At 76.1% G+C, this 19,881-nt stretch carries 14 protein-coding genes and 1 pseudogene; 10 read left to right on the top strand and 5 right to left on the bottom strand.

The features are described 5' to 3' along the window. Positions 1–354: 354 nt before the first annotated feature. From ACZ4W5_RS26700 to ACZ4W5_RS26690, 3 genes and pseudogenes are all read left to right on the top strand, one after another. Positions 355–603: pseudogene (locus ACZ4W5_RS26700) on the top strand (peptidoglycan-binding domain-containing protein); the annotation flags it as partial. After that, positions 595–1,086, top strand: a complete 492-nt coding sequence (locus ACZ4W5_RS26695; RefSeq protein ID WP_465657383.1) for a peptidoglycan-binding domain-containing protein — start codon at positions 595–597, stop codon at positions 1,084–1,086. The pseudogene ACZ4W5_RS26700 and the gene ACZ4W5_RS26695, both read left to right, overlap by 9 nt. 79 nt (positions 1,087–1,165) lie before the next feature. After that, positions 1,166–1,930, top strand: coding sequence for a D-Ala-D-Ala carboxypeptidase family metallohydrolase (locus tag ACZ4W5_RS26690; protein WP_360234094.1), 765 nt, complete (start codon positions 1,166–1,168; stop codon positions 1,928–1,930). 127 nt (positions 1,931–2,057) lie between these two features. Here the strand turns inward: ACZ4W5_RS26690 and ACZ4W5_RS26685 are convergent, their stop codons facing one another. Next, positions 2,058–2,642 (bottom strand): helix-turn-helix domain-containing protein, encoded by a 585-nt coding sequence (locus ACZ4W5_RS26685; protein WP_465657380.1) that lies wholly within the window; start codon positions 2,640–2,642, stop codon positions 2,058–2,060. A gap of 375 nt (positions 2,643–3,017) precedes the next feature. Between ACZ4W5_RS26685 and ACZ4W5_RS26680 the strand changes: the two genes are divergently transcribed. Next, complete coding sequence (locus ACZ4W5_RS26680; RefSeq protein WP_465657379.1) at positions 3,018–3,995, top strand: DUF2690 domain-containing protein; 978 nt, start codon at positions 3,018–3,020, stop codon at positions 3,993–3,995. A 53-nt stretch (positions 3,996–4,048) separates the two neighbouring features. Here ACZ4W5_RS26680 and ACZ4W5_RS26675 read toward each other — a convergent pair whose 3' ends face one another. The 3 genes from ACZ4W5_RS26675 to ACZ4W5_RS26665 all read right to left on the bottom strand — a co-directional run bounded on the left by ACZ4W5_RS26675 (position 4,049) and on the right by ACZ4W5_RS26665 (position 6,308). After that, a complete protein-coding gene (locus ACZ4W5_RS26675; protein ID WP_465657377.1) occupies positions 4,049–5,011 on the bottom strand; it encodes a phosphatidylinositol-specific phospholipase C in 963 nt (320 codons plus the stop codon). Between the two features lie 129 nt (positions 5,012–5,140). After that, on the bottom strand, positions 5,141–5,884 hold the full coding sequence (locus tag ACZ4W5_RS26670) for a class I SAM-dependent methyltransferase (protein WP_465657375.1): 744 nt from the start codon (positions 5,882–5,884) through the stop codon (positions 5,141–5,143). Positions 5,885–6,059: 175 nt separating this feature from the next. Beyond that, entirely contained in the window at positions 6,060–6,308 is a 249-nt protein-coding gene (locus ACZ4W5_RS26665) for a hypothetical protein (RefSeq protein ID WP_465657373.1), read from the bottom strand. A gap of 532 nt (positions 6,309–6,840) precedes the next feature. Here ACZ4W5_RS26665 and ACZ4W5_RS26660 point away from each other — a divergent pair. The 3 genes from ACZ4W5_RS26660 to ACZ4W5_RS26650 all read left to right on the top strand — a co-directional run bounded on the left by ACZ4W5_RS26660 (position 6,841) and on the right by ACZ4W5_RS26650 (position 10,525). Further along, positions 6,841–9,090, top strand: coding sequence for a hypothetical protein (locus ACZ4W5_RS26660; protein ID WP_465657372.1), 2,250 nt, complete (start codon positions 6,841–6,843; stop codon positions 9,088–9,090). Between the two features lie 311 nt (positions 9,091–9,401). Continuing rightward, a complete protein-coding gene (locus ACZ4W5_RS26655) occupies positions 9,402–9,773 on the top strand; it encodes a hypothetical protein (RefSeq protein ID WP_360246060.1) in 372 nt (123 codons plus the stop codon). Positions 9,774–9,901: 128 nt separating this feature from the next. After that, positions 9,902–10,525: a sigma-70 family RNA polymerase sigma factor gene (locus tag ACZ4W5_RS26650; protein WP_360246057.1), complete on the top strand. Its 624-nt coding sequence runs from the start codon at positions 9,902–9,904 to the stop codon at positions 10,523–10,525. Between the two features lie 22 nt (positions 10,526–10,547). On the opposite strand, the gene ACZ4W5_RS26645 is transcribed toward ACZ4W5_RS26650, so the two are convergent. After that, positions 10,548–13,505: an AfsR/SARP family transcriptional regulator gene (locus ACZ4W5_RS26645; protein WP_465657370.1), complete on the bottom strand. Its 2,958-nt coding sequence runs from the start codon at positions 13,503–13,505 to the stop codon at positions 10,548–10,550. 229 nt (positions 13,506–13,734) lie between these two features. On the opposite strand from ACZ4W5_RS26645, the gene ACZ4W5_RS26640 reads away from it, so the two are divergent. The 3 genes from ACZ4W5_RS26640 (at position 13,735) to ACZ4W5_RS26630 (ending at position 19,857) form a co-directional block, all read left to right on the top strand. After that, positions 13,735–14,208 carry a hypothetical protein gene (locus ACZ4W5_RS26640; protein WP_465657368.1) on the top strand — a complete coding sequence of 158 codons (474 nt, stop codon included), beginning with the start codon at positions 13,735–13,737 and terminating at the stop codon, positions 14,206–14,208. 85 nt (positions 14,209–14,293) lie between these two features. Continuing rightward, positions 14,294–17,116 carry an AfsR/SARP family transcriptional regulator gene (locus tag ACZ4W5_RS26635; RefSeq protein WP_465657367.1) on the top strand — a complete coding sequence of 941 codons (2,823 nt, stop codon included), beginning with the start codon at positions 14,294–14,296 and terminating at the stop codon, positions 17,114–17,116. Positions 17,117–17,424: 308 nt separating this feature from the next. Further along, positions 17,425–19,857 carry an ATP-binding protein gene (locus ACZ4W5_RS26630; RefSeq protein WP_465657366.1) on the top strand — a complete coding sequence of 811 codons (2,433 nt, stop codon included), beginning with the start codon at positions 17,425–17,427 and terminating at the stop codon, positions 19,855–19,857. Positions 19,858–19,881 lie beyond the last annotated feature (24 nt).

Raw genomic sequence — 19,881 nt, 5'->3', positions numbered from 1 at the left:
TCCCCCCCTTCCCCCGTGTGTCTCTCCACAGAAGCTCTGTGGACCTCCTTTCTTGGGTCTTTTTTATTTCCCCCCCCCCCCCCCTTTTGCCCCCCCCCTCCCCCCCCGCCGGCCCGCCCACCGGCGTCCCACGCGTCTCCGCGGCGCGTCCCACGCGTCTCCGACGCCCGTCCCACGCCGCTCCCGCTCCCGGCCGGGCCCGTCCCACGCCCGTCCCACGCCCGTCCCACGGCCACCGCCCACCGTCCCCGGCGGGCCCGGGACGTCCCTGGTGCCGCCGACTGCTGGAGGGACGGGCGGCCGCCCCCCGAGAGTGGTCGGCACCGCCTGATCGACCGACAGGCACCCGACGGAATGGGATCGACCGTGAAGAGAACCCCGGCCCTGCGCGCGCTCGCCGCAGGCGTGCTCGCCGCCGCCGTGCTGGCCCTGCTGCCCGCACAGGCCCAGGCCATCGACAGCACCACCTGGGTCCAGCGCAACCTGGTGGGCATCGGCTACCTCGCGAGCAGCGGCGTCGACGGCAACTACGGCCCGCAGACCGCCGCCGCCGTCCGCAGCTTCCAGCACGACAACGGCCTCGACGAGGACGGCGTGTACGGCGGCCGCACCGAACTCGCCCTGCACAACAAGGTCGAGGAGGTCCAGCGGGTGGCCGGCTCGGGCGCCGACGGCGCCTACGGCGCGGGCACCACCAGCGCCGTCAGCACCTGGCAGCACTCCCACAACCTGAGCGCCGACGGCATCGCCGGCCCGGCCACCATGAACGCGATGGGCGTCGCCCGGACGGTGCAGATCACCGCGCAGTGGAAGTTCCCCAGCCACGGCTGGAGCGTCAGCGGCCAGTTCGGCTGCCTGGACCAGATCTACACCCACGAGAGCGGCTGGAAGGTCTACGCCACCAACCCCTCCTCCGGCGCCTACGGCATCCCGCAGTCGCTGCCCGGCGACAAGATGGCCTCCGCGGGCTCCGACTGGCAGACCAACCCGGCCACCCAGCTCCAGTGGGGCCTGGACTACATCAAGGGCCGCTACGGTGACCCGTGCTCGGCCTGGAGCTTCTGGCAGGCCCACAACTGGTACTGACCGGACGGCAGGTCCTGACCGGTCACCCGCACCGCCCTGTCCGACGCCCTTCCCTGTCGACTCCTCGAAGGAGCACGTGGTGAACAGCTCTTCCCTCAACCGTCGCGCCCTGCTGCGCTACGGCACCGGCGCGGTGGCCGCCGCCGGGCTCGCTGCGGTCGCCGACCTCGGCCTCGCCCGCCCGGCCGCCGCCTACGGCTGGTCCGGCAACCTGAGCCAGGGTTCCTCCGGTTCGGCCGTGGCCGAACTCCAGATCCGGGTCGCGGGCTGGGCGGCCGACTCCGCCTCGCAGACCTACGTGGCCGTGGACGGCTCCTTCGGCCCCGGCACCGCGGCCGCGGTGCGCCGGTTCCAGGCCGCCTACGGGCTGAGCGCGGACGGCGTGGCCGGCCCGCAGACCTTCGGCGTGCTGAACTCGCTGGAGAAGTCCGACGGTTCCACCGCCCACTTCAACTGGTCCGAGTTCACCAGCCACGACGGCTCGGGCTTCGGCGGCGGCAACGTCGGCGCCGACGAGGTGAAGGAGAACGTCCGCCGCACCATGTACAAGCTGGAGGCGCTGCGGAAGAAGGCGGGCGACCGCGCGGTCACCATCAACTCCGGCTTCCGCAGCACCGCGTACAACGCCTCCGTGGGCGGGGCCTCCAACTCCATGCACACCTACGGGGTGGCGGCCGACACCGCGGTCTCCGGGCTGTCCACGCTGGACGTCTACCGGATCGCCGAGACCTGCGGCTTCTCGGGCCTGGAGACCCACACCGTCTCCTGGCAGCACGTGGACAGCCGGATCGAGCACTCCGGCTACGGCTCGGGCTTCTGGTGGTGGCAGGACGGCGTCGCGTAACGGCGGACGCCACGCCGGCGGCGGCACCGCGCCCTCCCCAAGGGCGCGGTGCCGCTCTGTTGTGGTGGTGCCGGTGGTGCCGGCGGGTTCGTCGAGGTTCCTGTGCTGCCCACAGGGACCAGGGAGGTCAGGCCTCCCGCCGGACGGACCGCCGGCCGGCGGCCGCCAGGACCCCGCCCGCGCCGACCGCGAGGGAGACCAGGGCCACCCGCCGCAGCAGGGCGGCCTGCCGACGGTGCGGGCACTCCGGGTGGTCCTCCCCGCCCGGGGCGTCGGCCGACGGTCCGTCGGCCGTCCCGGCCGGGGAGCTGGCTCCGCCGGGCGCGGGGGTATCCGGCGCGGCCGACATCAGGCGTCGGCTCTCCGCGAGGTGCCAGAGCTCCAGCAGGAGCTCGGCATCGCCCCCGCAGACGGTCGCGATGCTCTGCACCGCGTCGCGCGGGGGGAACTGCTTCCCGTTCACCCAGCGCTCCCACGAGGACTTCGCGTAGTGGGTGCGTTCGCTGAGCCGGGCGTAGGTGAGGCCCGAACCGTTCTTCAAGTACTGCAGCTCACCGGCGAGCCGGTCGGCGGCCGTAGCGGCCGATACGGCCGCGGTGGGTGCTGCGACCGTTGCGGGCGAGGTGGGTGACGTGGGCGATGTGCGTGACGTGAGTGATGTGAGTGACTCAGGCGATGGTGACGTGATCTCGGACGCGTAGTGGCGGCCCATGAGGTTTCCCCGAACTTCCTCTGAGATGACCGTTGTGGTGCATTGATCCAAAACCGCACCGAGCGCCCCCGTCCGCTCTGGCTGCGTCGAGGTCTTTACCCGGGCCAGAACCGGTGTTGACTTCTGGGCTACCCGGCGCGGCCAACTCTGCGGGATCGGGCACCGATCTTCGACCGTCTCCGGGGCTTCTGAGACGGTGTGCGTCGTCCCCGGGGCCCTGAGCTGCGGGTTGGGACGCGGATCAGGAATCCCTTGAGACGTTCCGCGGGACGTGGCGCCGAACCGGGCGGGGGCCCAGGGACGGAGAGATTAAACTGATCATCCGAAAGAAGATCAGTTCGCGCCTGTCGTCGACCCGCCAGAGGTGCCCCCCACGTGAGTCAGCACTGGAAACCGCTCCCTGACGATCTTTCGGAGCCCGCTCGACGCCTGGTCGAGGAACTGCGCGCCGTCAAGGACGCGCACCGGATCTCGCTCGCCGAACTCGGCCGGCTGACCTACCTCAGCAAGGCGTCCTGGGAACGCTGGCTGAACGGCAAGCGGCTGATCACCTCCCAGGCCCTGGCCGGCCTGATCGCCGCGCTGGACTGCGACGCCGTGCTGCTCACCTCCCTGCTGCGGCAGGCCGAGGCCGCGCGGGACGCGGAGTCCGTGCCCGGCGCCGCGACCGCCGTGGAGCCGACCGCGGCTGCTGCCCCCGCCGCCGACCCCGTACCCGTCCCGGTCCCCGTCCCGCTGCCCGTCCCGGTGTCCCTCCCCGTCGCCCGCGTCGCCCTCTGGCGGCGGCCGCGGGCCCTGGTCACGGTCGCCGCCGTCGCCGTACTCCTGCTGGTCGCCGGCCTCTACCTGCACGGCCTGAACGGCGGTGGCAGCGCCGCCGCCTCCTCCTCGGGGCGCTCGCCCGCCCCGACCGCCCCGCCCGCGGTGAGCACGGGCGCCCTGCCCGCCCAGCTCTGCCAGTCCGTCGGCTGCGCCGGCAAGGACCCGCAGGCCATGGGGTGCGAGGCCGACGACCACACCGTGCTGACCGGCACCATCGGCAAGGTCGTCCTGTACCTCCACTACAGCCCGCGCTGCCGGGCCGCCTGGGCCGGGATCACCGACGGCTCCCCCGGGGACAGCGCCACCGTCTCCACCGGTACCGGCGGGCAGGAGACCGCTCTGATCCACTGGGGCTACGACAACTACTCGATGATGGTGGACGCCGATGCGCCCGGCACCATCCTCCAGGTGTGCGGCCACCAGAAGGACGGCGACAACTGCACCCTGCCGCTCTCCGGCCCCGCCGCCCGCGCACAGGCCCTGTCCACCACCGCCCCCGGTCTCACGCCGACGGTGACGCCCTCCTCCTGACGGCCCCTCCGGTGGGCGGGTCTGGCCCCGGCCACCGGAGCGGACGCCGGTGATCACACGAAGTTCTTGTCCACGAGCATCTGCAGCACGTTCACGTGGAGGTCCGGGAAGTCCATCGGGACGATGCCGAACCGGGCGCGCTGCCGGGTGCGCGCGCTCAGGTACGGGTAGACCGCCCGGTCCATCACGGCCTGTGAGCTGGTCCGGGGCCAGTAGCCGCCCGCGTAACTGAGGAAGTTCACGAACATCCGCGGATACTGCGGATTGGCGAAGGCCTTGTCGAACTGGGCGACGACGTACCGGCCCTTGTCGCCCAGCGGGTCGGTGCCGCCGGTCTGCCAGACGTCCTGGGTGTCGAACCAGGCGTTCTGGCCGCTGGACCAGTCGATCAGGCCCCAGGGGTTGGCGAAGTCGGCGAGCAGCACCACCTTGCCGCGGGCCGCGCCGAGGGTGGGCCAGCCGTAGAGGTGGAACAGGTCGCGGTAGCCCAGCGCGTCCAGGTAGTGGTCAACCCGCCGCTGGAACTCCGGGTCGTCGAGGGCCTGGCCGCCGGCCCGCTCGTTGCGCAGGCGCATCAGGAGCGTCTCGCCCGGGTGCGCCGCCGCCGCCAGGAAGGCGCGGCACTGGTCGAGCACGTCCTGCAGCCGGATGTGCTGGTAGTTGTCGGAGTGGTAGATCCCGAGTTCGTCGGGCGCCCCCTGGAGGCCGTTGCAGCGGATGTCGAGGAAGCGGACGCCCTCCTGCAACTGCTGCGGGATGCCCCAGTTCTGGGTGTGCGACCACTCCGTCCCGTACCAGGGGTTCTGGCAGCAGGAGTCGTGGGTGCCCGGGACGGTGAGGTCGAGCAGGGACAGGCTGCCGTCCAGCCGGCCCATCCAGCTGTCCGTCGGCACCCCGCCCGGGGTGGCCGGGCCGCCCGCGGCCCGGGCGGCGGGTGCCCCGAGCAGGCCGCCGACGGCGGCCGCACCGCCCGCCCCCGCGCCCCACCTGAGAAGATCACGACGTGCGATGCCCATGGCCCGGCTCCCTCCGCCCCGCGAGCGGCTGCGACGACAAGTCCTGAGGACCGTCCGTCCTGACGACTGGTCAGTCCTGACGACCGTCCGTCCTGACACTCGTCCAACGCCGCCGCGGCGTCAACGGGTTCAGCGCGGGTCGGGCAGCGGGCCGTCCGGGCCGACCACCAGCCACCAGGCGGGCAGCTCGATCCGCTCGCCCTCGGGGGTGAACTCGGTGAGGGACAGCGGCAGTTCTCCGCTGGCGAGGACGGTGAGGCCGGCCGAGCGGAACAGTCCGTCGAAGGCCGCGTCGGCCACCTCGGCGGGGGTGAGTCCGTGGGCGAGGACCGGGCGCAGCTTCGCGGGCGGCCCGGCCGGGGACTGGGCGAGCCCCCTGAGCACCTCCTTGGCGGACTCGGCCAGTTCGACCAGGAAGGCCCGGCCGCGCGATCCGAGCAGGGTGGCGACCGCCTCGGCGACCGGTCGGCGGTCGGCCGGTTCGCTCTGGTGGATCACCCCGCGCACGTACACGTTGGCATCGCCCAGGCGCTCGTGCAGGGCCCGGACGGCGGCCGGGTCGGTGGCGTCCAGCTGGGCGAACTCGGCCCGTCCGGCCCGGTCCTGGCGCCGGGCGAGCTCGACGGCGGTGCCGGACAGGTCGACGCCGACGGCCCGGGGGAAGTGCTCGGCGAGGAAGCGGGTCTGGCGGCCGTTGCCGCAGCCCAGGTCGACCACCGGCAGGTGCGGGTCGTGCAGGTGGGGCCGGAACAGGGCGAGGTGGCGCTCCGCGGTGAGGGCCGGCTCGGCGTCCCAGATGACCGCGCCGGGCTCCTCGGGCGCCTCGCTCCAGAAGCCCTCCCAGGCGTCCCGGTACCGATTCGTCACGCTCATGGCGGGGCCTCCGGAGATCGCGCACGGTGTCGTCACGCACCGTGTCGGAACCGTGTCTACCGGTGCCCGATCCGGAAGGGCAAAATCACCGGCGCGGCCCGCCGGGTGCCGGCGCACGACGGCCGTCCCGCGCCCTCTCGGGGGGAGTGCGGGACGGCCGTCGGCGCCGCTCGCCTCAGTGGCCCGGGCGCCAACCGGCTTCGAGTGCCCTGCTCCCGTCCGGGCGGGTGACAGTGTGCCAGTGGGCGTGCAGCCCGCCGGCGGGACGGTCGGTCGAGCGCGGCGCGCCCATCGCGCCCAGCACGGGGCTGTCCAGGGGGCTGGCGGCCAGCCGCTCCAGCACCTGGGAGAACGCGGCGCGCAGCCCCTGACCCCGGCGGCGGACGTCGGGCACGACGGAATGGAACGCAGCGACCACGGACATGCGACTCACCTCCGGAAGGACCTGCGGAACGTGCAGGTACGTCCCCCAGCTTGCGTTGCTCCGGCCCCGCGCCCGGCCGGATTGACGCACTGCTGACGCGTCGCTGACGGGCCCCTGACGGCCGCGCCGTTCCGGGGTTCGTACCCGATGGGCGGCGGCCTGTCGGGCCGGGGCCCCGCCGGGCCTACGCGCGGGCCCCGGAATTGACCTGACTGGTATTCCGGGGGTGGTGGGGAAAATCCCGGGGGCACGCTCGGGGAGGGAATTTGTCAGGCGCCCGCCAGAACCGGTGGATCCGGGCTCGGCCAAGGGCTCCGGGAGGGGGAGCCGCTGGTCACGGCCGTGCGGTCGGAATCGTCAAATTTCGTCCACGTGCCCGGCATTGAGGCGGGGTCGGCGCCGCCGCGGGCTTTCCCAGCAATTCCCCAGCCCTTGGCAAACCTTGTTCCCAGGCTGCTGCGCCGGGCCCTTCCGGACCGGCATGATCGGCTGACATGAGCCGACTCCCCGCAATACCGCAGGGGGCTTTCGCGTGAGAGCCTTCCGCTTCCTCCCCGCCGTCGCACTGGCCGTCGCCACCGCGGTGATCGGGCTGGCCACCGTCGTCCCGGCCGCCGCCACCAGCTCGCGGGTGGACCTGAACGTCCTGGTGGTCACCGACGGCAACCCCTGGGTCGAGGGCATCCGGCAGCAGTTGGCCGCCGAGGGCGTGCCCACCACCGTCATCGACCTGACCAGCGGCAGCCGGGCCACGATCACCGCCGGCTTCCTCGCCGACACCCTGGCCGACGGCACCCCGCACGGCCACTTCGAGGGCGTGGTGCTGCCCAACGACGCGCCGACCCAGCTCTCCGCGGCCGAACTGGGCACGCTGACCGGGTACGAGCGGACCTACCAGGTCCGCCAGGTGGACGCCTACGTCTGGCCCGGCGCCAACACCGGCCTGACCGCGCCGGCCTGGTCCGGCTCACTGGACGCCACCACCGCCACCGCGACCGCCGCCGCCCGCGGCGACGCCTTCCGCTACCTGAACGGCCCGGTCGCCTTCGAGGGCACCGCCGGCGGCAGCGGATCGTACGGCTACCTGCCGACCCCGCTGCCCGACGACCCGGCGACCGGCTCGCACTTCGAGCCGTACCTGACCGAGACCGTCCCCGGCACCGGCACCCAGGGCAGCCTCGCCGGGGTCTACACCTCCGGCGGCCGCCAGCAGTTGGTGCTCACCTTCGCCTACAACTACTACCAGCAGCAGTTCCGGCTGCTCGCGCACGGCATCGTGGACTGGGTCACCAAGGGCGTGCACCTCGGCTACTGGCGCAACTACTTCTCCGCCCACATCGACGACCTCTTCAACGCCAACTCCCGGTGGAGCCAGGTCGGCAACTGCACCCCGGGCGAGGGCGACTGCGTCGGCAGCGTCCCGGCGACCACGCCGATCCGGATGACGCCCGCGGACGTCACCGCCACCGTCGCCTGGGAGCAGCAGAACGGCTACACCCTGGACTTCCTGTTCAACGGCGGCCCCAGCCTGGACTACGCGGACGCCAACGGCGGCACCGACCCGCTGACCACCGCCCTGCTGGCGAACAAGAACAGCTTCATGTGGCTCAACCACACCTACCAGCACCCGTTCCTGGGCTGCGTGCAGAACTTCACCGTGATCCCGTGGAAGTGCCAGACCGACTCCACGGGCGCGGTCCAGTACGTCGACCAGGCCACCGTCGACAGCCAGATCCGGCAGAACATCCAGTTCGGCCAGGCCAACGGGCTGCCGTTCCGGCCGGGCGAGCTGGTCGCCGGTGAGCACTCCGGCACCGTGATGCTGCCGCAGCAGTCCGCCGACAACCCGAACTTCCTCGCCGCGCTCAGCCGGAACAACATCCAGTGGCTCGGCGTGGACGCCTCCCGGGAGACCGGCGAACGGCAGATCGCCTCGGCGCTCGGCGTGCCCCGGCACCCGGTCAACGTCTTCTACAACGTCTCCACCCAGTCCGACGAGGTGAGCGAGTACAACTGGCTCTACACCTCGAAGGCCAACGGCGGCAGCGGCAACTGCGAGGCCAACCCGACCACCACGACCTGCATCACGCCGCTGAACCTGAACAGCGGCTGGGCGGGCTACGTGCTGCCGCTGCAGGTGAGGATCACCCTCGGGTACGTGCTGAGCAACGACCCGCGGCCGTTCTTCATGCACCAGTCGAACCTGACCGACGACCGGCTCGCCCTGCAGACCCTGACGGCCATCCTGTCCACCTACCGCGGTTGGTACTCGACCGACACCCCGCTGGTCAACCAGACCCTCACCGACGCCGGCACCACCCTCCAGCAGCAGACCGCCTGGCAGCAGACCCGCACCGCGGGCACCGTCGGCGGCTACGTCCAGGGCGGCGTGGTCACCGTCCAGGGCCCGGCCGGCACCGCCGTCCCGGTCACCGTGCCCACCGGCACCACCGTGAGCGGCGGCGCCGCCTTCGGCAGCGCCTACGCCGGTGAGCAGTCCGGGTACACCACGCTCGGCACCGCGCCGACCACGCTCACCGTGTCCAGCGCCCTCTTCGGGACCGCCACCAGCGGCGCGAGTCCGAGCGCCGGGCTCGCGCTCGCCTCGTACTCGACCGGCTCGCCGCACCAGGTGCGCCGCAACGGCACCGCCGTCACCGTCACCGACCCGTTCGGCACCCACGTGCTGCCCAGGCTCGCCGGCAGGCCCGAGGAGGAGCTGCACGTCGGCGGCACCCACCACCACCCGTACCAGATCTCGGTGGCGCCGCCGAAGAAGTGACGTCCCACCCGGTACCGGCGGCCGGCCGGGGGCAGCCGCCCCTGGTCGGCCGCGCCGCTGCCCGGTGGCGGAGCCGGGGCCTGGCCCGCGGTTTTCTCATCACCGACCGGCACAATGCGATCCGGCCCGACCGGGCCGGGCGACGGACGGACCGGCGGACGGAACGGCGGACGGGACCGACGGACCGACGGACGGACCGGCGGCTTCGGGCCGTGACCGTACCGACCGGTACGGTCGGTGGGCTACGGCTGAACCCCGACCGGGGCGGGCGCCGTTGAGCGGGACGGAACGGGACGGGGGAGGAACGCCGGATGGAAGCGGACGGGCCGGAGGTGCGGGAGTACATCGCGGCCCTGGTGCAGATGGGCGCACCGGTGCTGCCGGGGCCGTCCGGCCTGGCGGTGCCGGCCTGCGGCGCGGCCGAGGTGACGGCCGTCGCCCGGCGGCTGGCGCTGGGGGTGCTGCCGGAGCGGCAGCGGCGCGTGGAGCCCACCCCGGGGCTGCTGGGCCTGGCCCGGGCGCTGGTGGTGGACGAGCACCCCTCCGCACCGGGGTGGACGGTGGCCGAGCGGGAGCGGCTGGCCGGCTGGGTCGCGGTGCTGATCGAGCACCGGGGCGAGGACGGGGTGCAGGACCTGGTGGAGGCGCTCAACGACGGCCCGGCGGCACCCGGCACGGACTGAGCCCGGTCCGGGCGTTGGCGGATCGTTGGCAGGTCCTTGGCGGCGCCCGGCAGGCTGCTGTCTGCCGCCACGGGGGATGTCCGGCGGAAGCCCTGCCATGTGCCCTTGCCCGACCTGAGAGGTAGCGCGTGTCGAAGCAGTCCGTCGCTCCGTCCACGTCCGTCGCCCAGCCGCCCGCGGGCCCCCCTGCCGACCCCGTCGCGGCGGCGGAGCCGGCCCCGGTCCGACGGACCCTCGACCCCGACACCCTGGCCGAGATCCACCGGCTGCACGGCGGCTACCTGTTGCGCGCCCTGCTGCGCAACACCGGTGGCGACCGCGGCAAGGCCGAGGACATCCTCCAGGAGACCCTGCTGCGTGCCTGGCAGCACCCGGAGGCCCTGGCCGCCGGCCCGGAGCACAGCCGCCCCTGGCTGTTCACCGTCGCCCGCCGGATCGCGATCGACCACTACCGGATGGCCGCCGCCCGGGCCCAGGAGGCCCTCGGCGAGCCGGTGGAGGACCGCCCGCTCGCCGAGGACCCGTACGAGCAGGTGGTGGTCGCCCGGGACATCGCGCTGGCGCTGCGGCGGGTGCAGAAGCACCACCGCGAGGTGCTGGTCGAGCTGCACCTCAAGGACCGCTCGGTGCTGGAGGCCTCGGCGAACCTGGGGGTGCCGCCGGGGACGGTCAAGTCCCGCAACTTCTACGCCGTCCGGGCCCTGCGGCCGGTGCTGGCGGCCGAGCACGGGTACGCGCCGGCCACCGGCTGAACCCCGCCACCGACCCCCGTGGTCAGTCCTTCCGGGCGACCGGACCGTGCACGGCGGTCCGGTCGCCGCCGGGCGTGTCGCCCGGTGGCTCGCCGGGCGTGCCCCCGGCCTCCGGCCCGTCCCCGGCGCGCAGGCTGAGCGAGGCCTCCAGACCGGCCGTGAACTCGCTGCGGTGCCCGGCCAGCCGGTCGTGCCGGCGGAAGCGCTCCAGCGCCGAGGCCAGCCGCTGCCGCACCTGCGGCGCGCGGCCCCGGGCCATCAGGTGGGCCGCGTAGGACTGCTCGGTGACCGCGTGGAGGTAGAGCAGGCCCGCCTCCTCGCAGGCGGCCAGCAGCCGGTGCCAGGCGAGGTCCGCGGCGTGCTCCCGGACGGTCGGCGGCAGGGCCTGTGCCTCGGTCAGCAGCGACCACAGGTGCACCTGGGTGACCGGGCGGGGCGGCAGCAGCTCCCTGGCCTCCCGGGACAGCCGCTCGGCGGCCGTCGGATCGCCGGTGGCCAGGCTCACCCAGCCCTGGTGGACCAGGGCGTCGACCAGCCGCTTCCGGTCGCCCGATCGGACGGCGAGCGCGGTCGCCTCCGCCGCCAGCCGCTGCGCCCCGGCGGAGTCCCCCAGCATCGCGGTGACCAGGGCCAGCGTGGCCTGGGCCCGCACCCGCGCCGAGGCGGCGGCCGGCCCCTCGACGGACTCGACGGCCGCCACCGCGCGCCGGGCCGCCTCGGCCGACTCGTGCCGGCGCTCCAGGGCGACCAGCGCCTGGGCCCGGCAGTTGTGCAGGAGCGCCACCGCGACCGGGTCGGCGCAGCGCTCCGCCGCCGCCAGGCCGACCTCGGCGCGGGCCAGCCAGTCGGTGAAGCGGCTGGCGCCGTAGTAGAGCGAACCGGTGGTCAGGGCGAGCCGCCAGGCCCGGTCGGGGTCGCTGACGGCGGCCTCGTCGATCAGCGCCCGGAGCACCGGCTCCTCGGCGCGGAACCAGTCCAGCGCGGTGCGGATGTCCACCGCGGGCGGGACGGCCTGCGGGGTCCGGGCGGGCGCCCCGGCCTCCTCCTGGCCGGGGTCGAGGTAGCTGCCGCAGTGCTGCAGCGCGGCCCGGTAGTGGTCCAGCAGCCGGGCTCGGGCCTGCTCCCTGAGCTGCCCGGGCTGTTCGGCCAGCAGCTGGACGCCGAACAGCCGGACCAGCTCGGTGCGGTGGTAGCGGCCCGGGGCGGTGCCGGTGAGCAGGTGGCGGGAGGCCAGCTCGCCGAGCGCCCGGTGGGCGGCCGCAGGGTCGGTGTCGAGCAGGGCGGCGGCGGCCTGGCCGTCCACCTCCGGGCCCGGGTGGACGGCCAGCAGGGCCAGCAACCGGGCTGCCAGTGGCGGCAGTTGGCGGTGGGTGAGGAGCAGCTGCTGGCGCAGGCCGGTGCGCTCGTCGAGCTCCAGGGCGGCCAGCCGGCCCTCGTCGTCGGCGAGGTCGGCGGCCAGCGCGGCGACCGTCCAGTCCGGGTGGGCGGCCAGCCGCGCGGCGACGATCCGCAGGGCGAGCGGCAGGCCCTCGCAGAGCCGGACGAGTTCGGCGGCGGCCGCCGGCTCGGGGCGCAGCCGGCCCGGCGTCAGCAGGTGCTCCAGCAGGGCCAGGGCGTCGTCCTCGGGCAGCGCGGTCAGCCGCAGCAGGGCGGCGTCGTCGGTGGCGACCAGCTTCTCCAGGGAGCAGCGCGCGGAGACCACGGCGGCGCAGCCCGGCCCCTCGGGCAGCAGGTCGGCGAGCTGGTCGGCGTCGGCGGCGTCGTCCAGGACGACCAGCAGCCGGCGGCCCCGGGTGCGCTCGCGGTAGAGCGCCACCCGGCCGGACCGGGTGGCCGGGACGGCGCACTCCGGGACGCCGAGGGCGCGCAGGAAGCGGCCGAGGACGGCGCCGGGATCGGCCGGACCGGCCGGGTCGAGGCCGCGCAGGTCCGCGTAGAGCCGGCCGTCCGGGAAGCGGTCGGCGGCCCGGTGGGCCCAGGCGGTGACCAGGGCGCTCTTGCCGGTCCCGGCGGGGCCCACCACCAGGGCCGGCCCGTCGGTGGCCCGGTCGGGGGCGCAGGCGCGGTCCAGCCAGCGGAACTCGGCCGTGCGGCCGATCAGTTCCACCCGCAGTCCGGGCAGCTGCTGGGGGACCGTCAGGACCGGTTCGGCGGGCGTCCCGGTGCCGGGAACGGCACCGCCGGCCGCCCCCGGCACCGGGACGGCCGCCGGGGCCGCGCCCGGCACCGCCGGTGGCGCCGGCCGGTCGTCCGCCAGCACCTCGGCGAACGCCGCCCGCAGCGCCGGCCCCGGCCGGATGCCCAGCTCACGGTCCAGCCGCAGCCTGGTCCGGTGGTAGGCGCTCAGCGCCTCCGCCGGCCGTCCGGCCTGGTGCAGACAGCGCATCAACAGCGCCACCAGCTCCTCGCGCAGCCCGTCCCGCCGGACGCTCTGCTCCAGCAGCGGCACCGCCGCCGCCCCCGCGCCCTGCCCCAGCCGCAGCGCGGCCCAGCGGAGCAGGGCCGCCGTCGCGGACTGCTTCAACTGCTCCGCGGTGGCGGCCCGCAGGGGGGTGTCCGGCAGGTCCGCCAGCGCCTCCCCGCGCCACAGCCACAGCGCCTCCTCCAGCAGCGCGACCGCCTCCCCGTCCGCACCGCGGTCGGCCCGGTCGGCGGCCCGGCCGGCCAGCCGGGCGAACCGCAGCGCGTCCACCTCCTCGGCCGGCCCGCTCAACAGGTAGCCGTGGGCCCGGGTGTGCAGCTCGAACGGGGTGTCCGTGAGCACCTTGCGCAGCGCCGCCACGTGCCCCTGCACCGCCGCCCGGGCGCTGGCCGGCGCCCGCTCCCCCCAGAGCAGCTCGCAGAACTGGTCCATGCCGACCACCTGCCCCAGCCGCAGCGCCGACAGCGCCAGCACCGCGCGCCGCTGCGCCCCCGCCAGCGTGGCGAGACCGCCCGCCGCGAGCCGCAGCTCCACCGGCCCGAGCAGCCGAATCCGCACCCGTACCCCCACCTCACCTCACCCGAGACCCGACGGCGACCCCCGGGACGGAGCAGTCGTCCTGCGCGCACCGGCCCGGTTCGTGCCCGGACGCTCGTCGCCGCGCGGGCCGCCAGGGGTACAGAGTCCCAGGAGGGGCCGGATGGTTGCCTGGGAGCGCTCGCGGGCCCCGCGGCGGACCGCGGCCGCCGGTTGCCGCGGCGGTGCCCGGGCCGGATAGCGTGCGGGCATGGACGAGCACTCCGAGAGACACGTGAACGCCCGGTACGAGCGGCTGGCCCAGCGGGTCCGCGACGAACTCGCCGCCGCCGGGCTCCCGGTGACGGCCCCCGGTCTGGACCTCGGCCTCGCCACCGGCGCCGAGGTCCGGGTCAGCACCTGGAACCAGCACTTCGGCGCGGCGGACCCGGAGGTGCTGGTCACCTGGCACGTCAGCCCCCGGCTGCGCGGCCGGGCCGGCGAGGAGGCGCGGCTGGCCGACGGCGAGAGCCCGGCGGTCCGGCAGTCGGGCGAGGCCCGGACGGCGATGGCCACCGCGATGATCGCGATCCTCACGGCGGCCGGCTACACCGTGCGCGACCACGGCAACGCGTACGCCCCGTACGACGTCCAGGTCCTCGCCGGGCCCGAGCGCCGCACCGTACCGGCCTGGGCCGACCGCGAACCGGCCCCGGGCGGGCCGGACGACGGGCCCGGGAACTGAACCGCGCCGGTCCGCCCCGTCGTCCTTCCCTACGGGGGCGACGGCGCGGCACCGGGAGCCGACGACCCCCGACGGGAAGGGGAGCATGGAGATCGAGCTGCTCGGGCCGATGACGGTCCGGCGGGCCGACGGCACGGTGGTCACCCCCTCGGCCCCGAAGCGGCGCGCCCTGCTGGCGGCGCTGGCCGTCCGGCTGAACCAGCCGGTGGGCGCCGAGGAACTGATCGAACTGGTCTGGGACGGCGCCGCGCCGCCGACCGCGCGGGCCGCCCTCCAGGGGCACGTGGCCGCGCTGCGCCGACGCCTGGACGACCCCCGGCTGGTGCTGGGCACCCGCGGCGGCGGGTACGTCCTGGAGGGCGACGCGGACCGGGTCGACCTGGTCCGCTTCGGCGCGCTGCACGACCGGGCCGGGGTGCTGCTGCCCGGCTCCGCCGCCCGGCTCGGCGCCGACGACCCGGCCGTCCCGCTGCTGCGCGCCGCCCTCGACCTGTGGCGCGGCCCGGCGCTCGCCGACTGCGGCTCCGAGCTGCTGCGCACCCGCACCCTCCCGGACCTCACCGACCTGCGGCTGCGAACCCTGGACCGGCTGGCACAACGGCTGCTGCTGGCCGGCCGCGGCGGGGAACTGGTCGCCGAACTCGGCGAGGCCGCCGACGCCCACCCGGGCCGCCAGCCGCTGGCGGCCCGGCTGGTCCAGTGCCTGGAACAGGCCGGCCACGGGCTGGAGGCCCGGGCCCGGTACGACCTTGCGCTGACCCGGCTGCCCGGCCCGCCCGGGCCGGAACTGCGGCTGGCCGGCGAGCAGTTGGCCCGCCACACGCCGCCCGACCGGCGCTTCGTCGGCCGCGCCGCCGAACTCGCCGGCCTGCACGAGGCCCTGGCCGTCGCCGCCCGGACCGGCCGTCCGATCCTGGTGACCGGCCCGGCCGGAGCGGGCAAGACCGCGCTCGTCCAGCACTGGGCGGCGCAGCGCTTCCCGGACGGCGTGCTCCGCGCCGACCTGCGCGGCACCCACCCGGACGGGCCGCGCGAACCCGCGGACGTTCTGGCCGGGTTCCTCACCGACCTCGGCGTCGACCCCGAGGCCGTCCCCGCCGGGCTGGAGGAACGCGCCGCCCGATACCGCGCCCTGCTCGCCGACCGCCGGATCCTGATCCTGCTGGACGACGCCGCCGACCACCCCCGGCTCGCCCCGCTGCTGCCCGGCCGGCCCGCGACGGCCGGCTCCGTGCTGGGCCCGGTCGCCGTCGTCACCAGCCGCGACCGGCTGCGCGAACTGCTGCTCCACGAGGACGCCCTGGCGCTCCCGCTCGGCCCGCTCAACGCCGAGGACGCCCGGGCGCTGCTCGCCCGTGGCCTCGGCCCGGACCGCCCCGCCACCGCCCCGCCGACCGCCGCCGAACTCGACGAACTCGCCGACCGCTGCGACCGCCTGCCGCTGGCCCTGCGCCTGGCCGCCGCCCGGCTGGCCGCCCGCCCGGACTGGACGCCGGGCGACCTCGCCGCCGAACTCGCCGACGAGCAGACCGGCCTGACCGCCCTGGCCGGCGTCGGCGGCGGGCCCGACCCGAGCGGCATCACCGCCGCCCTGGACCGCACCTACCGGAAGCTGCCGCCCGCCGCCGCCCGGCTGTTCACCCTGCTGGGACTGCACCCCGGCGCGGTGATCGACACCGCCACCGCCGCCGCGCTCGCCGACCTGCGGCCCGCCGCCGCCCGCACCCTGCTGACCGCGCTCGACGCCGTCCACCTGCTCGCCGAGACCGCACCCGGCCACTACGCCCGCCGCGAGCTGGTCCGCCGCTACGCCGCCGGGCAGGCCGCCGAACTGGACTGCGAGGAACGGTTCGGCGCCCTCGACCGGCTGATCGCCCACTACCTGGAGCTCACCGCCCCCTGGGGGCCGGACGGCAGCGGCGACGGCGGGGGCGGCGGCGACGGCGCCGATGGTGGTGGCGACGGCGGTGCCCGGCCGGCGGCCTGGTTCCGCCGGGAGGAGAGCGCGCTGCGCGCCGTCGTCCTGTGCGCCGAGCAGTACGGGCGCACCGGCGCCGCCTGGCAGCTCGCCCACCGGATCGGCCGGCTGTACGAACTGTCCGGGGACACCGGCGGCGAGGACCGGGCGCACCGGCGGGCCGTCGCCGAGGACCGGGCGCACCGGCGGGCCGTCGCCGAGGACCGGGCGCACCGGCGGGCCGTCGCCGAGATCGGGCTGCGCGCTGCGAAGGCCGCCCGGGACGACGCGGCACTCGCCCGGCTGGGCACCGACCTGGCCGTCCTGCACGTCCACCGGGCGGCCCACCGCACCGCGCTGGACCAGCTCGGGGCCGCCGTCGCGGCCGCCGACCGGGCCGGGGACGCGCTGCTGCGCCACCACTGCCGCCGCCGGGTGGCGGCCGCCCTGGCCCGGGCCGGGCAGTACGACCGGGCGGTGCCGCTGCTCACCGAGCTGGTGACCGCCGCCCGCGCCCCGGCCGCCGGGCAGCTGCTGGTCGGGGCGCTCACCGAGCTCGCCGAGGCCCTGGTGCAGGTCGGTGCCCCGGACCGGGCGCTGGCGCACGCCGACGAGGCGGTCCGGATCGCCACCGACCGTACGGCCCGCGGGCGTTCGGACCCCGCCCGGCCGGGCGCGGAGCGTTCCGGCTCCGGCGAGTGGGCCCGGACCGACCGCGCGGCGGTGCTCGCCACCCACGGCCGGGCCCGCGCCCTGCACGCCCTCGGCCGCCGGGACGCGGCGCTGTCCTCGGCCCGGCTCGCCGTCGCCCTCGGCCGTACCGTCGGCGACCCGGCCGTGGAGGCGCGCTCGCACGGGCTGCTGGCCGACCTGCTGTTCGCCTTCGGCCGCAGCGTCGAGGGGACGGAGGCCAGACGGCGGGAACGGGCGCTGGCCGCGGGGGAACGCTGAGGGGCGGTCAGGGCGGCTCAGGGTGGCCAGGGGCGGCTCAGGGGGCCTCGGGGTCGGGGTGGTCGAGCGGGAGCACCACCAGCACAACTGCCTGCCCGGCCGAGCGGAGCAGGCGGAACTACAGGCGGTTCTGCTGGGCGGATCCGCCCGCCGGGCGCCCGTGTCCCGGGCATCCCCGCAGGCCGCGGCCGGGTACGCGCGGTCCGTCCCACGGGGCATACTTCTGCCTGAGACGAACTGCCCGGCGCGCGGCCCGGCAGAACTGCGGCGGAACTGCGCGAGCGCGGACCAGGGGGCGGGGCGGGGAGATGGCGGTTGCGAGCGGAACCGGGGAGTTCGGCCACCTGCTGGCCGGCCACCGGGTGACGGCCGGGCTGACCCAGGAGGACCTGGCGGCCACGGCCGGGGTCAGCCTGCGCGCCCTCGGGGACATGGAGCGCGGCCGCACCCGAGGACCGCAGCGGCGCACCGTGCAGGCGCTGGCCGCCGCGCTGGGCCTGGACGGCCCGCAGACCGCCGCGCTGGAGCGGGCCGCGCAGTCCGGCCGGCCCCGGGGCGTGCGGCAGGTGCCCGCGCAGGGCCTGTCGGCGGTCACCGACGGCCCGTCCGCCGGGCCCTCCGCCGGGCCGTCGCGCGCCGCCGGGGCGCCCGGACCGGGTACGGCCCCCGGGCAGGCACCGCCCGGTCCCGAGCCCCGCACCGACCCGCCGGTGCCCGGCGCCCTCGCCCTGCCGCGCGACCTGGCCGACTTCACCGCCCGCGAACAGGCCCTCGCCGACCTCGCCGCACTCACCGCGGACCGGCGGCCCGCCCACCCCCGGGTGGTGCTGATCAGCGGTCAGCCCGGCCTGGGCAAGACCGCCTTCGCCCTGCACGCCGCCCACGCCCTCGCCCCGGCCTTCCCGGACGGCCAGCTCTCGCTGGACCTCGGCGGCACGGCCGCCACCCCGCTGCCCGCCCGGGAGGCGCTCGGCCAGGTGCTGCGCGCCCTCGGGGTCAAGGACGGAGAGGTGCCCGCCGGGACGGAGGAGCGGGCCGGGCTGTTCCGCGCCCTGGTGCGCGACCGCCGGCTCGTCCTGGTGCTGGACGACGCCGTCGACGAGAGCCAGGTGCGCCCGCTGCTGCCCGGTGCCGGCCCCGCCGTCACCATCGTGACCAGCCGGCACGCCCTGCCCGGCCTGGAGGCCGTGCACCGGCTGCGGCTCGACGTGCTCTCCCCGGTCGAGGCCACCGCCCTGCTGGCCCGGATCGCCGGGCCGGAACGGGTCGAGGCCGCGCCGGCCGCCGCCGCCGACCTGGCCCGGCTGTGCGGCTACCTGCCGCTCGCGCTGCGGATCGCCGGGCAGCGGCTGGTGGCCCGGCCACAGCAGCCGGTGGCCCAGCTGGCGCGCCAGCTCGCCGCCGAGGAGAGCCGCCTGGACCTGTTGGAGACCGGGGACCTGGCGGTCCGTCCGGCCTTCGAGCTGTCCTACCGCCGGCTGCCCGCCGAAGCCCGGCTGGTGCTGCGGCGCTGCGCGCTGACCGCCGGGCAGGACTTCACCGCGGCCGTCCTGGCGCACTACGCGGGGCTGTCGGCCGGGCGCACCGAGCTGGTCCTGGAGCAGCTCGTCGACGCCGGCCTGGTGCAGCCCGCCACCCCGGAGCGCTATCGGCTGCACGACCTGGTGCGGCTGTACGCGGGCGAGCGGCTGGCCGCCGACGAGTCGGCCGAGGCCGTCGCCGAGGCCCGTACCGAGGCCGGGCGCCGGCTGCTGCGCGAGGCGGTCGGGCACGGCCTGCGGTTCGACCCCGACCACACGGCGACCGCGGGCGCCGCAGCTGCCGCTGGCTCCGGCTCCGCGTCCGGCTCCGGGGCCGCCTCCGCCGACGATCCGGCGCTGCTGCTCACCGAGTCGGCCCGCTGGCTGGAGGAGGAGCACCCGGAGTGGCTGGCCGCGCTGTACCGGGCCCAGCGGGAGGGCCGCCACCGGGAGGTGATCGACACCGCCGAGGCCATGCACTGGTTCTCCGACCGGCTGCTGAGCTGGGACCTCTGGGGCGAGGTGTTCCAGCTGTCGGTGGACGCCGCCCGGGCCTGCGGCGACCGGCGGGCCGAGGCGGTGCACGTGAACTACCTGGCCTGGACGTACACCACCTGCCTGCACCGCTACCAGCGCGGCATCGAACTCGCCGGTGAGGGGCTGGAGTTGGCCCGTGCGCTGGGCGACCACGAGCAGCAGGGCTGGGCGCTCACCTACCTCGGCTCCGGGCTGCGGCACCTGCAGCGCCACCGGGAGGCGAGCGAGAGCTACCAGCGGGCGGCGGACGCCTTCGCCGAGGTCGACAACCGGGCCGCCATGATCGGACGGCTGGTCACCCTGCGCGGCGCGGCGACCTGTCTGCGCGAGCTGGGCCGGGCCGAGGAGGCGGTGGACGTCCGGCGCCGCGCGCTGGCCGGTGCGCTGGAGCTGGTGGAGCGCTGGTCCTCGCCGCTGATGCACCTGCTGGCCGCCATGACGGCGCACGAACTCGGCCAGGACCGGGCCGCGTTGAAGCGCTGGCCGGCCGCCGAGAAGGCCTACCGGCAGGCCCTGGTGCACTACGAGGCGGTCGGGCGCCCGGACAGCATGACCAAGGCGCTGACCGAGCTGGGCACCGCGTTGATCGAGCAGGGGCGGGCGGACGAGGCCCGCGAGATCCTCACCGAGGCGCTCACCGACCTGAGCGCGGACGGCCGCCCGGGCCGGGCCGTCGCGCCGTAGCGACGGTCCGCCCCGGGCGGCCGG

It is taken from the genome of Kitasatospora sp. NPDC029367, assembly GCF_055569135.1.
Note: the sequence above shows the minus strand (reverse complement) of the source record. Positions and strands in the feature narration are given on the sequence as shown.

Bases quoted from the DNA above. Each gene is read 5' to 3' on its own strand.
- ACZ4W5_RS26685 (WP_465657380.1), bottom strand. From the start codon at position 2,642: ATGGGCCGCCACTACGCGTCCGAGATCACGTCACCATCGCCTGAGTCA.
- ACZ4W5_RS26675 (WP_465657377.1), bottom strand. From the start codon at position 5,011: ATGGGCATCGCACGTCGTGATCTTCTCAGGTGGGGCGCGGGGGCGGGC.
- ACZ4W5_RS26670 (WP_465657375.1), bottom strand. From the start codon at position 5,884: ATGAGCGTGACGAATCGGTACCGGGACGCCTGGGAGGGCTTCTGGAGC.
- ACZ4W5_RS26665 (WP_465657373.1), bottom strand. From the start codon at position 6,308: ATGTCCGTGGTCGCTGCGTTCCATTCCGTCGTGCCCGACGTCCGCCGC.
- ACZ4W5_RS26655 (WP_360246060.1), top strand. From the start codon at position 9,402: ATGGAAGCGGACGGGCCGGAGGTGCGGGAGTACATCGCGGCCCTGGTG.
- ACZ4W5_RS26640 (WP_465657368.1), top strand. From the start codon at position 13,735: ATGGACGAGCACTCCGAGAGACACGTGAACGCCCGGTACGAGCGGCTG.
- ACZ4W5_RS26635 (WP_465657367.1), top strand. From the start codon at position 14,294: ATGGAGATCGAGCTGCTCGGGCCGATGACGGTCCGGCGGGCCGACGGC.
- ACZ4W5_RS26630 (WP_465657366.1), top strand. From the start codon at position 17,425: ATGGCGGTTGCGAGCGGAACCGGGGAGTTCGGCCACCTGCTGGCCGGC.